Source organism: Paenibacillus sp. N3.4 (assembly GCF_008017805.1).
GTDB lineage: Bacteria > Bacillota > Bacilli > Paenibacillales > NBRC-103111 > Paenibacillus_E.
The window spans coordinates 15,504-29,879 of record NZ_VRTT01000057.1 but is presented as its reverse complement, the minus strand read 5'-3'; the positions used below and the strand labels follow the sequence as shown (position 1 = coordinate 29,879).

At 34.4% G+C, this 14,376-nt stretch carries 13 protein-coding genes; all 13 read left to right on the top strand.

Going from position 1 to position 14,376, the window contains the following annotated elements; genetic code table 11:
• Positions 1–8: 8 nt before the first annotated feature.
• The 13 genes from FU659_RS24365 to rfbD all read left to right on the top strand — a co-directional run bounded on the left by FU659_RS24365 (position 9) and on the right by rfbD (position 14,265).
• Positions 9–1,259, top strand: coding sequence for a rhamnosyltransferase WsaF family glycosyltransferase (locus FU659_RS24365; RefSeq protein WP_147949933.1), 1,251 nt, complete (start codon positions 9–11; stop codon positions 1,257–1,259).
• A 299-nt stretch (positions 1,260–1,558) separates the two neighbouring features.
• Positions 1,559–3,073: a hypothetical protein gene (locus FU659_RS24360; RefSeq protein WP_147949932.1), complete on the top strand. Its 1,515-nt coding sequence runs from the start codon at positions 1,559–1,561 to the stop codon at positions 3,071–3,073.
• Positions 3,074–3,449: 376 nt separating this feature from the next.
• Positions 3,450–4,994: a lipopolysaccharide biosynthesis protein RfbH gene (gene rfbH, locus FU659_RS24350; protein WP_222708625.1), complete on the top strand. Its 1,545-nt coding sequence runs from the start codon at positions 3,450–3,452 to the stop codon at positions 4,992–4,994.
• A 9-nt stretch (positions 4,995–5,003) separates the two neighbouring features.
• Positions 5,004–5,417, top strand: coding sequence for a GtrA family protein (locus FU659_RS24345; RefSeq protein WP_315971352.1), 414 nt, complete (start codon positions 5,004–5,006; stop codon positions 5,415–5,417).
• Positions 5,418–5,431: 14 nt separating this feature from the next.
• The gene (gene rfbF / locus FU659_RS24340) at positions 5,432–6,229 is read left to right on the top strand and encodes a glucose-1-phosphate cytidylyltransferase (RefSeq protein ID WP_147949931.1); all 798 of its coding nucleotides are present in this window, start codon (positions 5,432–5,434) and stop codon (positions 6,227–6,229) included.
• On the top strand, positions 6,226–7,293 hold the full coding sequence (gene rfbG / locus FU659_RS24335; RefSeq protein ID WP_147949930.1) for a CDP-glucose 4,6-dehydratase: 1,068 nt from the start codon (positions 6,226–6,228) through the stop codon (positions 7,291–7,293). The genes rfbF and rfbG overlap by 4 nt, the downstream gene beginning before the upstream one ends.
• Before the next feature lie 21 nt (positions 7,294–7,314).
• On the top strand, positions 7,315–9,087 hold the full coding sequence (locus FU659_RS24330; protein WP_147949929.1) for a thiamine pyrophosphate-binding protein: 1,773 nt from the start codon (positions 7,315–7,317) through the stop codon (positions 9,085–9,087).
• 11 nt (positions 9,088–9,098) lie between these two features.
• Positions 9,099–10,043: an NAD-dependent epimerase/dehydratase family protein gene (locus tag FU659_RS24325; protein ID WP_222708624.1), complete on the top strand. Its 945-nt coding sequence runs from the start codon at positions 9,099–9,101 to the stop codon at positions 10,041–10,043.
• 10 nt (positions 10,044–10,053) lie between these two features.
• Positions 10,054–11,049 (top strand): glycosyltransferase family 2 protein, encoded by a 996-nt coding sequence (locus tag FU659_RS24320; RefSeq protein ID WP_147949927.1) that lies wholly within the window; start codon positions 10,054–10,056, stop codon positions 11,047–11,049.
• A gap of 25 nt (positions 11,050–11,074) precedes the next feature.
• Positions 11,075–11,818: a sugar phosphate nucleotidyltransferase gene (locus tag FU659_RS24315; protein ID WP_147949926.1), complete on the top strand. Its 744-nt coding sequence runs from the start codon at positions 11,075–11,077 to the stop codon at positions 11,816–11,818.
• Positions 11,819–11,833: 15 nt separating this feature from the next.
• Positions 11,834–12,379 carry a dTDP-4-dehydrorhamnose 3,5-epimerase gene (gene rfbC / locus FU659_RS24310; protein WP_147949925.1) on the top strand — a complete coding sequence of 182 codons (546 nt, stop codon included), beginning with the start codon at positions 11,834–11,836 and terminating at the stop codon, positions 12,377–12,379.
• An 18-nt stretch (positions 12,380–12,397) separates the two neighbouring features.
• Positions 12,398–13,417 carry a dTDP-glucose 4,6-dehydratase gene (rfbB, locus tag FU659_RS24305; RefSeq protein ID WP_147949924.1) on the top strand — a complete coding sequence of 340 codons (1,020 nt, stop codon included), beginning with the start codon at positions 12,398–12,400 and terminating at the stop codon, positions 13,415–13,417.
• Complete coding sequence (rfbD, locus tag FU659_RS24300) at positions 13,417–14,265, top strand: dTDP-4-dehydrorhamnose reductase (protein ID WP_147949923.1); 849 nt, start codon at positions 13,417–13,419, stop codon at positions 14,263–14,265. Before rfbB ends, rfbD begins: the two co-directional genes overlap by 1 nt.
• The last annotated feature ends 111 nt before the right edge of the window (positions 14,266–14,376 follow it).

The window sequence follows — 14,376 nt, the reverse complement described above, 5'->3', positions numbered from 1 at the left end:
AGAACCAGATGAGTACTTGGTTGGATAGGTTAAAAAGACTAGCTAAAAAAAATAAAATTGCAAGAAAAGTATATCAACAAGCAAAAAACAACTTTATTACAACACACATAGGAGAAATTACTCCTTTTCAACCAAGACGATCTGATAATGAGAATATTCGTTATAATTTATTGGTTCCTTCCATAAATAAGGAGCATGTATTCGGTGGTATTTCTACTGCTATAAAGTTCTTTGAACAATTAGTGCCTGAAGGGTGCGATAAACGGATTATTATGACGGATGCAAGCCCAAATATCGAAGACGTAGATGGTTTCAAAGGGTACCAACTAGTGACTGCTGATCAGGAATTAGAAATACGGTGTCAGTTAGTTGCATTTAATGATCGTTATCAGAAAACGATTCCGGTACGAAAAACGGATATATTCATTGCTACTGCATGGTGGACGGCATATAGTGCACAACGAATCGTAAAATGGCAGGAATCGGAGTATAGCCAAGAAAGAAAAAAACTCATATATTTTATACAAGATTACGAGCCATGTTTTTATCCTTGGTCTAGTCAATCTATTCTAGCAGAGAGTACTTATAACTATGATGGGCCTCAAATTGCTGTATTTAATACTAGTTTATTACAAGAATATGTTACATCCCAAGGGCACATTTTCTCTGAAACATATTCTTTCGAACCTCAGCTAAATACAGAACTCAAAAAACACTTATTGCTTGATGCAGGGATTAAAAAAAAGAAAATACTTATTTACGGTAGACCTTCGGTAGCAAGAAATGCATTTACATTAATTATGGAATCACTGAGAATTTGGGTATGGCAGTTCGATGACGCAACGAATTGGGAAATACTTTCAGTAGGAGAAACCCATCCAGATATTGATATCGGTAATGGAATGACTGTGTCCTCTAGCGGGAAGATGTCATTGGATAAATATGCTGAAACGCTTCAGGAATCCTCAGTGGGATTATCATTAATGATATCCCCACATCCAAGTTATCCTCCTCTGGAAATGGCGCATTTTGGCATGCTTGTTGTAACAAATCACTATGGAAATAAAGATTTATCCAAATGGCACGAAAATATTACATCTCTTAAAATGATTACCCCAGAGAAAATAGCAGAGGCTATTACTGAGCAATGTAAAAAACATAATGCAGATTATGAGATCGGGTTCCGCGGGAAATCATTTATTAGTAATTATGTTAATGATAAAGAGTTATTTCCGTTTATTGGAAATATAAATATTTAATGATGTCCTAATTCCATGGTAGCCTGCATTTAATGTTCACCTTGCTCATTAATATTTTCAAATATGCCTTTAATGAGTCACACTTCACCAACATATTAAGTTCCTTCATAAATGTTATTCTCTGCGGGCGAGAAAAACGGGACAGCATCTGTAAGAGGATCATTAATTGACATACTACAGGAATTTATGATAGTCGCAGACTCCCTGAAATTTATCATGCTATTTCATATGCCCTTTTGGCATGGAGTGAAGAACATTTTGCAGCACTCAAGTAAATAAAATAGGTAGGATTGATAAAGGTGCAAATTAATTTATTTGTCAAAAAAAATATGACTTTATTAATTTTTTGTTTTAGTTATTGCTTACTGTTCTTATATCATAGATATTTCAGTTTTATAGACGAAGCTGATAATATACTTGGAGCACTTTCTATTGTAAAAGGACAAGATATTTATTCTGGTTTTATTTCTCAACATGTTCCTTTTGTTTATTATTTTACAGCAATTTTCGCCCTTTTTGGAGTCAAAGAGTACGAGACTTTCAGGTTATGTATGAGTTTCGCAATACTAGCCATATGGATATTAATGTATATTAATTACTCTGGGTTTTTCGGTAAAAAATCCTTTAGAATATTTATAGTAATATATTCCTTAACTATTCCATTACATTGGGGAAATATGATATTAAGTGATGTTTTTGAGGGTTTTGCCTTGTTGGTTCTATTACTAGAATTTATCAAATTTACCGAAATTAAAAAAATGACAATAAAAAGTTTCATTGTCATATCATGTTGCATTTTTGTTTCTATTACTTCTGCATTTGTTAGCGTATATCCTATTTTCATAATTTTTATTAGTTTCGTTCTATATGAATTATTCAAAGGAGAAAAAAAAGTCAAGATTGATTACAAGCAATATATTTCGTTTTCAATTATTATATTACTGCCTTTTTGTATTTTAATTGCTTATTATTATTTTACAAATAACCTAAGCAATTTTTATTTTCAATCGTATCAATTTAATAGAATCTATTATAGTAAGTATTTGGGGGGATTAGGGGATAACGCTTTACAAACCCTAAAACAAATACCTACTAATTGGATGTCCTATATAGCTAATACACTTTTGACATTTACAAAAGAAAATATCATTCACTCACTATTTATTGTTTTCAATTTAATTTTTGTTATTAAGACATTTCGTGAAAAGAAATTCTTATCTATTGTAGTCTTTGTTTATCTAGGATTCACAGGAGTCCGAGGATACACTGATTTCCATGCTGCTCCGTACTATTTTATTTCTTTATTTATAATCTCTATGTTATTAAATGAATATATAAATAATACTAAAGCAACTGAAGATAATTATAAATTTTCTATTAAAATATTAAGTATATTATTTTTTATTATTATAATTGCAAATTATTTACCCAATGCAGGAACAAATATTACAAAACCAATAGGAACAATGAGTACATCGTCTTATGATGGATATATTCAAAAACTTACAGAAAAAGAAGATGTAATATGGTACAGTCCTATCTACCCGCAAGCCTATATAGTTAATCATAGAAAACCGGCAAGCAAAGTATATTGTTTAGTACCTTGGATGGCAGAAGCTTTTACTGATCAAATAATAAATGACCTACAAAGCACCAAACCTAAAATGATAATATTTGATAAAGACGGGGACGTCTGGGGTTATAAAAATATAATTTATGCATCTGAAATTTATAATTTCATTTTGAGCAATTACACTGTACTAAATCAATTTGATTCAAAGAAAAAAATATATATATTCGGAATGATTACATAGACAATGCTAATGCAAAATTATTTACAGGAATTCCAAGTTTAAAAGATGGAACACTTATTTCTGATTCATCGAAGTATATTATATTGAGAATAATTATAAAAGGCATATTTCAAATCCTAATGTATTTAATCTTAAAAATTCAAATGGGAAGATGTAATAAAAATGTCTGATGAAGATGTTAGTAAGATTAAAACGGGAGAAATAATGGATAAATAATTGAAATTTTTTAAGAAACAAAACAACGATTATAAAACAAAAAAATTTCTAAATATATGTCAATTTAATGGTTATTGTGGTTAAAGATTTTGGATGGTTAGAAAAACAATAGTATCAAAACAACAACAACTATAATACTTAAACCAAAAGAGGGATTGTAATGAAAATTGGTACAATAATTAAAAGAAATAATACGCAAGAAACAGGTCTGATAACTGAAGAAATCAATAATAAATTTCGCATACTGTTATTAACAAACTCTAACTTTACGGATAGTAAAGTACAAATTCCTATAATTATTAATGGAGTTCAATTGTATTACAATTTCGGAAATGAAGAAAATTTATCGGAAAGTGAATTCACAGAAGTTGGCATAATTGATAAAGCAAATTTAGAATTAATAATGAGATCAGAAATACTCAATAAAGTTGAAAAATTTTATAATAATTTCCATAAAAAAGAGTGTTCTTTTCAATCTAATTCCGAGCAAATCAATTATGGTGGAAGAATATATGATGAAAAGGAAATGAGAAGTCTTGTTGATTCATCCTTAGATTTTTGGCTGACAGCAGGAAGATACTCAAAACAATTTGAAAAGCAGTTCGCTGAATATATTGGTGTTAAATATGCTTTATTAACTAATTCCGGATCCTCAGCTAATTTACTTGCTTTCTCTGCCCTTACCTCTCCAAAACTAGGAGAACGTAGAATAAAACCGGGTGATGAGGTAATAACAGTCGCCGCGGGATTCCCAACCACTGTCGCTCCAATTGTTCAAAACAATGCGATACCTGTGTTCCTTGACGTGGAACTTGGAACTTATAACATTATTGTCGAGGATATTGAGAAAGCAATTACTCCAAAAACAAAGGCAATTATGATTGCTCACACAATGGGTAACCCATTTGAATTAGATAAAGTTATGGAAATTGCTAATAAATATAATCTTTGGGTTATTGAAGATAATTGTGATGCATTAGGATCGAAATTTGATAATAAGCTAACGGGCACTTTTGGTCATATCGCAACATCAAGTTTCTATCCACCTCATCATATGACCATGGGTGAGGGTGGAGCCGTTTATACAAATGATTCACGTTTGAAAATGATCATTGAATCATTTAGAGATTGGGGAAGGGATTGCTGGTGTCCTTCCGGTTGTGATGATACATGTAAGAAAAGATTTGGTTGGCAGCTAGGCTCGTTACCGGAAGGTTATGATCATAAGTACACGTATTCTCATATTGGTTATAATTTGAGAGTAACTGATATGCAAGCAGCAGTTGGTCTTGAACAACTTAAAAAAGTTCCTGACTTTGTACATGCACGGAAGAATAATTTTAGTAGGCTCTCAGAGGGTTTGAAAGACCTGGAAAAGTATTTTATTCTTCCTAGAGCTACAATTAATTCAGATCCAAGTTGGTTTGGTTTTATCTTGACAATAAAAGATGGTGTTTCCTTCACTAGAAATGAAGTTGTTAGTTTCTTAGAAAACAATAGAATTCAAACTAGAATGCTTTTTGCTGGAAACTTAGTCAGACAACCCGCTTTTCAAGACGTCAATTATAGGATACATGATAACTTAGAAAATACCGATAAGATATTAAATGATACATTTTTAGTTGGGGTTTATCCAGGTTTAAATAATGAGATGATAGATTACATGATTAGCAAGATTCATGAATTTGTCAGTAAATATGAATAAGTAAGATATATGAAAAAATTATTTGACCAACTGTATATGATGGCTCAATCCAGATTTATTAAGTTTCTCTTTGTAGGTGGGATCAACACTTTATTCGGTTATTGTTTATTTGCACTATTCATATATCTTAATTTTCATTATACATTTGCAGCTTTGTTATCAACTATCATCGGAATCTTCTTTAACTTTAAGACAACAGGAACTATAGTTTTTAAAAATAGAGATAACTCGTTGTTGAAAAAGTTTTTTGGGGTATATGCGTTAATATATCTATTAAATATTTCAAGTATGTACTTTATTAATATTTTATTTCATAATCAGTATATTTCAGGAGCAATCACGATATTACCATTAGCAATTCTTTCATTTTATCTGAATAATAAATATGTGTTTAATAAAAAAGTTAGCAGCTCTCGCAACTAACAGGGGGTATACGAATGAAAGTTGTCATATTAGCAGGTGGTTATGGTACAAGAATAAGCGAAGAATCTCACCTTAGACCGAAACCCATGATAGAAATCGGGGGAAGACCTATCCTATGGCATATCATGAAGCTGTATTCTAGTTATGGTTTCAACGATTTTGTTATTTGCTTAGGGTATAAAGGATTTTATATCAAAGAATACTTTGCCCATTATTTTTTGCATGAATCAGATGTAACTTTTGATTTTAGAAATGATAATCAAATCATTACCCATCAGCATTCTGCTGAGCCCTGGAGAGTAACTCTTGTAAATACTGGGCTAGATACAATGACAGGTGGACGGGTAAAAAGAATACAATCGTATATAAATAATGAACCTTTTATGCTGACTTATGGTGATGGAGTTTCAGATGTTAATTTAACTGAGTTAGTTAATTATCATAAGCAACACGGCAGGCTCTCGACAGTAACATCTGTTCAACCTAGTGGTAGATTTGGTGCTCTTGATTTATCGATGAATAATGAAGTTAAAGGATTTCAAGAAAAACCAAAAGGCGATGGTTCCTGGATAAATGCAGGTTTTTTTGTACTACAACCAGAAATATTTAACTATATAAATGGGGATTTAACTATTTTAGAAAAAGAACCTTTGGAAAATCTCGCAAGAGATGGGGAGTTAATGTCATATAAGCACAAGGGTTTTTGGCAGCCAATGGACACTTTAAGAGATAAGAATCATTTGGAGGACTTGTGGAAGAGTGGAGATGCTCCTTGGAGTGTATGGAATAGCGCTATGGAGGAACCAGTATGAGAGCTTTTTGGGAAGGGAAAAAAGTTTTCATAACAGGACATACTGGTTTTAAAGGTACTTGGCTTTGTTTGTTTTTAGCCAGTCTCGGAGCTAAGGTTACAGGTTATGCTTTAAATCCTCCTACAGAGCCTAGTCTGTACAAATTATGTGATATTGATAAGTTGATTTCCAATTCCTATATCGGTGATATTCGTGATTCCCAATTTCTTGAGAAAGCCATAATTGAGTCTGATCCTGAAATTGTAATTCATATGGCAGCTCAGCCTCTTGTTCGTGATTCATATAAAAATCCTGTTGAAACATATTCAATTAATATAATGGGCACGGTTAACGTATTAGAAGCGATTCGCAAATCTAAGACAGTGCGAGCAGTTGTTAACGTTACAACTGACAAATGCTATGAGAACAAAGAATGGGCATGGGGATATCGAGAAAATGAACCATTGGGAGGATATGATCCTTACTCTAGTAGTAAAGCATGTTCTGAGTTGGTCACAAGTGCATATAGAAATTCTTTTTTTAACCAAAACGAAGGTAAATCTGTTGCAATTGCCACTGCTAGAGCTGGAAATGTAATTGGTGGTGGTGATTGGGCAGAAGATCGCCTTATTCCTGATTGTATACGCTCACTCCTTGCTAATGATAGAATTCTTATAAGAAATCCCAATTCCATACGACCTTGGCAACACGTACTTGAACCTTTAAGCGGCTATTTGTTGTTAGCTCAAAAGCTATTTGAAAAAGGAACTGATTATGCTGAGGCATGGAATTTTGGTCCTTATGATGTTGATGCCAAGCCTGTTAATTGGATTGTAGATAAAATTTGTAAAAAGTGGGGTCAAGGTGCTGATTATGATTTGGATCAGAGTCCAAAGCCACATGAAGCACAGTATCTTAAGCTTGACTGTTCAAAAGCTTTCTCAAAACTTGGTTGGCAACCAAAATGGAGTCTAGATCAAGCATTAGATAAAATTTTGGAATGGACCGTTGCTTATAAAGAAAATAACGATATTAAGGCAACGTGCTTTAATCAGATTGAAGAATATCTTAATACTAAGCCTTAATAAGGATGGAGCTAATTTACTATGAAGCTTTCAGATTACGTAGTAGATGTAATTGCAAAAGAAGGGGTATCTCATGTTTTTGAATTTATTGGAGGAGCAATCGTACATTTATTAGATTCAATTGCTAACAGAGATGATATCCAATGTGTCTCTGTGCGTCATGAGCAGGCAGGAGCTTTTGCAGCAGAAGCATATGCACGTATAAATGGTAGGCTGGGCGTAGCAATGGCAACTAGTGGACCTGGTGCTCTTAATCTACTAACAGGTATCGGAAGCTGCTATTTTGATTCAGTTCCTTGTTTATTTATTACAGGACAAGTTAATACATATGAATATAAGTTCGATAGACCTATACGTCAGATTGGATTTCAAGAGACTGACATTGTAAGTGTCGCTCAATCACTTACCAAATACGCGGAACTAATTACAGATCTCAATAGAATCAGATATTGCTTAGAAAAAGCGATTTTTTTGGCTCAAAGCGGTCGACCAGGCCCTGTGTTATTAGATATTCCAATGAATTTGCAAAGAACCAATATTGAACCGGAAAAATTAGAGAGTTTTTTTGATAGTGATGAATATAAACACATATTACAAGAAAATAATAGTGTCAATTCCAAAATGTTAGACGATGTAATAGAATTAATATCTAATTCAAAGAGACCCATTATACTAGCCGGAGGCGGAGTAAGAGCGGCAAACGCTAGTGAATTTCTTGAGGAATTAGTCTTGAAAACTGGGATTCCCGTAGTTACCTCACTGATGGGTATCGATGCAATCTCTCATGAAAATCCATTATATTTTGGCATGATTGGTTCTTACGGTAATCGATATAGCAACCTTATATTGGCAAACTGTGATTTATTAATCATATTGGGTTCAAGATTAGATAGCAGACAAACAGGTACGCGCGCAGACACATTTGCTCGCGGTGCTATTAAGATTCATGTCGATATCGATGCAAACGAGCTTAATGCAAAGGTTACAGTCAATTTTGCTATTAAGAGTGATGTGAAAGAATTCCTTATTCCATTAAATAATAAGTTAAAAGAATTTAATAAGCCTGATTTTAGCAGTTGGTATGAAACATTTAGAAATGTCAAAGATAAATACCCTACTTATTCGGCAGAAATTAAGGATGGCATTATCGAACCAAATAGATTTATAGAATTTCTCTCTTCAAAATGTAAAGAGGGGGATATCATTAGTCTAGATGTGGGGCAACATCAAATGTGGGCCTCTCAGTCATTTAAATTAAAAGCAGGGCAACGATTATTAAACTCTGGTGGAATGGGAGCAATGGGCTTCGCTTTGCCAGCTGCTGTGGGAGCAGCATTGTCTTCTAGACAAGATGTTATTGTTATTGCAGGAGATGGAGGAATGCAGGTAAATATTCAAGAGCTAGATACTATAGTTAGATTGAATTTACCTATAAAAATATTTGTGTTAAATAATAGTTGTCTTGGTATGGTAAGGCAATTCCAAGATATTTATTTTGAAGGTAGACAGCAATCAACAATTTACCAAAATCCTAATTTTGTTGAAATTGCTAAAGCATATGGTATACCAGCATATAATATTAATGTAATGGAAGAAGCAGAAGAAGTAATTAACAAAGTTGTTAGTACTGTTGGTCCTGTGTTTGTTGAAGTTAAATTAGAAAACAATACGGCAGTTAATCCTAAACTTGTAGTAAATAGGCCGATTGAAGATATGTACCCTCATCTCGATCGAGAAGTACTAAAGGAAATTATGTTAATTGATATGGTAGAAGAGATGGATGTTCCCAAGTGACAAGTACTCAAATGGAACCTAAGAAGAAAAGAAGAGTAGCTATTTTTGGGGCAACTGGTCATATTGGAAAAAATATAGTATTAGGTCTATATAAAGAATTTGAGTTGACCTTGTTTGCTAGATCTCAAGAAAAACTCGAAATTTTTATGAATAACAATAAGATAATTAGTAAAGTGAGAGTTTTAAACTTTGAATTATTTATGGAAGTTGATTTTGATATTATTATCAACTGTATCGGAATCGGTGATCCAGGAAAGTTAAAAACCAATATTAGTTCCGTTTTTTTTATAACTGAAAAATACGATAATATGATATTGATTTACTTGGAAAATAACCCTGATTCCTTATACATCAACTTTAGTAGTGGTGCAGCTTATCTTAGTAATTTTGAAAAGCCATCAACTGTTACAACTCAAACTAACATTTCTATAAATAAGTTAACTCCAGCTGATTGCTATGGAATTAGCAAAATAAATTCTGAAGCAAAACATCGTATTCTTGATAATTTTAATATTGTCGATTTAAGAATATTTGGTTTTTTTAGTAGACATATTGATGTGAATTCTAATTTTTTTATGACTGATCTCATTCGATGTCTATATTATGATGAAATATTGGTAACAAGCTCAGAGGATATTATGAGGGATTATGTTCATCCAGCAGATTTAGTATCGTTAATCATTTTAATCGCGGATAAGAAGTCAGTGAATGATGTGTATGATGTGTATTCTTTGCAACCTACTACTAAATTTAAGATACTAGAAGAATTTTCAGCTAGATATGGATTGCGTTATGAATATAATAAGAATACAAATTTATCTTCAGTAACTGGTAACAAACACAATTACTTTACTCAATATGTACATGCACAAACTTTAGGCTTTTCACCGAAATTTGATTCTATAACAACTATTATAGATGAGTATGATTTCATGAAAGACAAAATAATTTTCTAAGGAAGTAAACATGAAAAATATTAGTATAGTTACTCCATGTTACAATGAGGAAGACAATGTGGAAGAATTATATAGACAAGTTAAAGTCTGTATGAGTCAACTCTCAAATTTCACGTATGAACATATATTTATTGATAATGCATCGAAAGATAAAACTGTATCTATTTTGAAAAATCTTGCATCAACTGATCCAAATGTGAAAATCATTGTAAATGCTCGGAACTTCGGTCATATTCGATCTCCCTATCATGCTTTACTACAAGCAACTGGTGAAGCTGTAATATTATTAGTCGCTGATTTACAAGACCCTCCTACAATGATTAAAGATTTTCTCGAGAAATGGGAAGAAGGATTTAAAGTTGTGCTGGGTGTTAAGTCGCAAAGTGAAGAATCATCTACCATGTTTGCAATAAGAAAAATGTATTACAATTTTATAAATCGTGTTTCCGAAATAGAATTAACAAAAAATAATACCGGATTTGGATTGTACGATAAAAAAGTCATTGAAATACTAAGGGGTATTGATGACCCTTATCCATATTTTAGAGGACTCATATCTGATATTGGTTTTGAGAGTTATAAAATAGAATATGTTCAACCTGTAAGAAAGAGAGGAATAACTAAAAATAATTTCTACACTTTGTATGATATTGCAATGTTAGGTATAACTAACCATTCAAAAGTTCCATTAAGGATAGCCGCAATGCTTGGATTTGCTATGTCAGCAATTAGTTTACTTGTAGCTATTATTTATTTTTTAGCAAAAGTGTTTTTTTGGAATTATTTTTCAGTGGGTGTTGCTCCGCTTGTAATTGGTCTCTTTTTCTTCTCTTCTGTTCAGCTATTTTTTATTGGTATTATTGGTGAATATATTGGCTCTATTCATACTCAGGTTCTAAAAAGACCGCTAGTAATAGAAAAAGAAAGAGTAAACTTTGGGGAAAGTCAGCATAGTTTATTCTATAATTTAGCAAATAACGAGGTAGCAACTTCAACATCGGATTAAAAAGTAATTCATAGTGGAGGTTTATATGAAAGGCATTATTCTAGCAGGTGGAACAGGATCTCGGTTGTTTCCTCTAACAAAAGTAACAAACAAACACTTACTTCCCGTAGGAAAGTATCCAATGATTTTTCACTCCGTTGCAAAGTTAAAGCAAGCAGACATCAACGACATTCTCATCGTGACAGGCAAAGATCATATGGGTGATGTCGTTAATCTTCTTGGTAGCGGCCGAGATATGGGAGTTAGCTTTACATACAAAGTACAAGATGAAGCCGGAGGGATAGCCCAAGCACTTGACCTCGCAAAACACTTTGTAGGTGATGACCAAATGGTCGTAATCCTTGGTGATAATGTTTTTGAAGAAAGTATTGTTCCATTTGTAAATAACTTCAGAACTCAATGTAATGGGGCAAAAATTCTTATTCAAGAAGTTCAAGATCCTCAAAGATATGGTGTTCCAGAACTGCAGGGGGATAAAATCGTTTCTATTGAGGAGAAACCTCAACAACCAAAAAGCAGCTATGCAGTAACGGGTATCTATATGTACGATAGCTCTGTTTTTGAAATTGTAAAAACACTGAAGCCATCAGGCCGCGGCGAACTTGAAATCACGGATGTTAACAACGCATATATTGAAAAAAGCGAACTTACATATGATATTCTTCAAGGCTGGTGGACAGATGCGGGAACTCATGCATCGTTAGCCAAAGCTAATGAATTAGCGAAAGATTTGTATTTCGGAGAAGAGTTTGGGAAACTTAAACTATAAGAGGTGCCAAAACTAATGAATATTATTACTACAAAGTTAGAAGGACTTTATATTGTAGAACCCGATGTCCATGGTGACAATCGGGGCTTTTTTATGGAAAGTTACAGTAGTGCTGAGTTTGCTGAACTTGGAATCGATCATCTATTTGTCCAAGACAATCATTCTTTGTCAGTGGAAACCGGAGTCTTACGAGGACTTCATTATCAATTGAATCCCAAAGCTCAAACAAAGCTTGTTCGTGTGGCATCCGGTGCAATCTATGATGTCGCTGTGGATATCCGCAAGGATTCTGCTACTTTCGGACAATGGGTAGGAGTTATTCTTAGCGAGGCTAATAAGCGCCAACTGCTCGTTCCGCAAGGCTTTGCTCATGGCTTTTGTACGATTGTCTCTCATACACAAGTGCTTTACAAAGTTGATGAATATTATTCGCCTGAGCATGATAGAGGCATACTGTGGAACGATCCAGCATTAGCTATAGATTGGCCGACATCTAAGCCTATTCTTTCAGATAAAGATCAAAAGCACCCTTTACTCAAAGATGCGGAAATAAACTTTTAAATAAGGAGTCACGCGGATATGAAAGTACTTATTACAGGTGGAGCCGGATTTATCGGCAGCAACTTTGTTCACTATATGCTGGATCGTTATCCTAGCTATGAAATCATTAATTTGGATGCGTTAACGTATGCTGGGAATCTAGAGAACCTTACATCGATTCAAGAAAACAGTAACTATACATTCGTCAAAGGTGATATCACAAACCCGGAGTTAGTGAATAGTTTGTTCGAGCAGGGTGTGGATACGGTTGTTCATTTCGCCGCGGAGTCGCATGTTGATCGGAGTATCTTGGAGCCGGATGTTTTTGTGAAGACAAATGTTCTTGGTACGCAGGTGTTACTTGAAGCGGCTAGGAAATATGCGGTTAAGAAATTCGTTCATGTTTCTACGGATGAAGTCTATGGAACACTAGGTGAGACAGGACTTTTCACTGAAGAAACACCGATAACTCCGAACAGCCCTTATTCGGCAAGTAAAGCAGGATCAGATCTTCTTGTGCGTGCTTACCATGAGACATTTGGTCTGCCAATCAACATTACTCGTTGTTCAAATAACTACGGTCCTTATCAATTTCCGGAAAAGCTAATCCCATTAATGATTGCGAATGCTTTAAATGATAAGTCTCTCCCTGTTTATGGAGACGGTCTTAACATCAGAGATTGGTTATACGTCGAAGATCACTGCAGTGCGATTGATCTCGTTTTGCACCAGGGTATCAACGGTGAGGTTTACAATATCGGCGGTAATAACGAGAGAACGAATATTCAAATCATACAAACCATTCTTCGCGAGTTGGATAAACCGGAGTCTTTGATGCAATTTGTAAAAGATCGACCGGGTCATGACCGTCGTTATGGTATTGATGCAACTAAGATTACGACTGAACTTGGATGGAAGCCGAAACATAATTTTGAAACGGGCATTCAGGAAACGATTCGTTGGTATCTCGATAACCAAGTATGGTGGAAACGAATCCAGACTGGGGAATATCAAGCTTATTTTGCTAAACAGTATGGATCAAGGTTAGGTGTCCAATAATGAAGATTGCAGTCACTGGGGCAAATGGACAACTTGGGCAAGATGTTGTAAAGCTGCTAGGGGCTAAGCATGAGGTTCATGGGCTTGGGAGAGAGCAGCTAGATATTACAAATGAAATTGAGTGCCTAGAGGTTCTTAAAGCTTTGAAACCAGATGTTATTATCCATAGTGCTGCGTATACAGCTGTTGACCTCGCGGAGACGGAAGTAGATACAGCGTATCGCATCAATGCGGATGGAACAAGAAATGTTGCAGTCGCGGCCGAAGAAATAGGAGCTAAGCTTTGTTATATAAGTACGGATTACGTATTTGATGGCACGACTGCTACTGCCTATAAAGAAGATGACTCGACTAACCCTCAGAGTGTATATGGAAATTCCAAGAGAGTTGGAGAGCAGCATGTCCAAGCGCTATCATCCAAATATTTCATCGTTAGAACCTCATGGGTCTACGGTATTCATGGAGCCAATTTTGTTAAAACGATGTTGGATTTGGCCGCAACTCGAGATTCCTTAAAGGTTGTAAGTGATCAATATGGATCACCGACTTATACAGTTGATCTTGCTCTCTTCCTTGAGGAGCTCATACAGACGGACTTTTATGGCATCTATCATGCTTCTAATTCAGGTGTTTGTTCGTGGTATGAATTTGCTTGTGCCATTTTTGAAGAGAGTGGCGTGAAGATAAATGTAGATCCTTGCACGACGGAAGAATTTCCTCGTCCTGCTCCAAGACCAAGGAATTCAGCTATGGAGCATGGAGCTATACGTGCTAATGGCCTTGAAGATCTGCGGCCTTGGCGTGAGGGGCTTAAAGCATTTTTGAAAGAGTTGGAAGAAAGTCGATGATAAAAAGCCATCAGCATGCCGAATAGGCTGTTGATGGCTTTTTGTTTTAGCTTATCTATTATTTATGTCGTTTTCTTTCAGCACTATGTTACGTATAATGATAAGAAGATA

Bases quoted from the DNA above. Each gene is read 5' to 3' on its own strand.
- rfbF (WP_147949931.1), top strand. From the start codon at position 5,432: ATGAAAGTTGTCATATTAGCAGGTGGTTATGGTACAAGAATAAGCGAA.
- rfbG (WP_147949930.1), top strand. From the start codon at position 6,226: ATGAGAGCTTTTTGGGAAGGGAAAAAAGTTTTCATAACAGGACATACT.
- rfbH (WP_222708625.1), top strand. From the start codon at position 3,450: ATGAAAATTGGTACAATAATTAAAAGAAATAATACGCAAGAAACAGGT.
- FU659_RS24330 (WP_147949929.1), top strand. From the start codon at position 7,315: ATGAAGCTTTCAGATTACGTAGTAGATGTAATTGCAAAAGAAGGGGTA.
- rfbC (WP_147949925.1), top strand. From the start codon at position 11,834: ATGAATATTATTACTACAAAGTTAGAAGGACTTTATATTGTAGAACCC.
- FU659_RS24315 (WP_147949926.1), top strand. From the start codon at position 11,075: ATGAAAGGCATTATTCTAGCAGGTGGAACAGGATCTCGGTTGTTTCCT.
- FU659_RS24320 (WP_147949927.1), top strand. From the start codon at position 10,054: ATGAAAAATATTAGTATAGTTACTCCATGTTACAATGAGGAAGACAAT.
- FU659_RS24345 (WP_315971352.1), top strand. From the start codon at position 5,004: ATGAAAAAATTATTTGACCAACTGTATATGATGGCTCAATCCAGATTT.
- rfbB (WP_147949924.1), top strand. From the start codon at position 12,398: ATGAAAGTACTTATTACAGGTGGAGCCGGATTTATCGGCAGCAACTTT.
- rfbD (WP_147949923.1), top strand. From the start codon at position 13,417: ATGAAGATTGCAGTCACTGGGGCAAATGGACAACTTGGGCAAGATGTT.
- FU659_RS24325 (WP_222708624.1), top strand. From the start codon at position 9,099: ATGGAACCTAAGAAGAAAAGAAGAGTAGCTATTTTTGGGGCAACTGGT.
- FU659_RS24365 (WP_147949933.1), top strand. From the start codon at position 9: ATGAGTACTTGGTTGGATAGGTTAAAAAGACTAGCTAAAAAAAATAAA.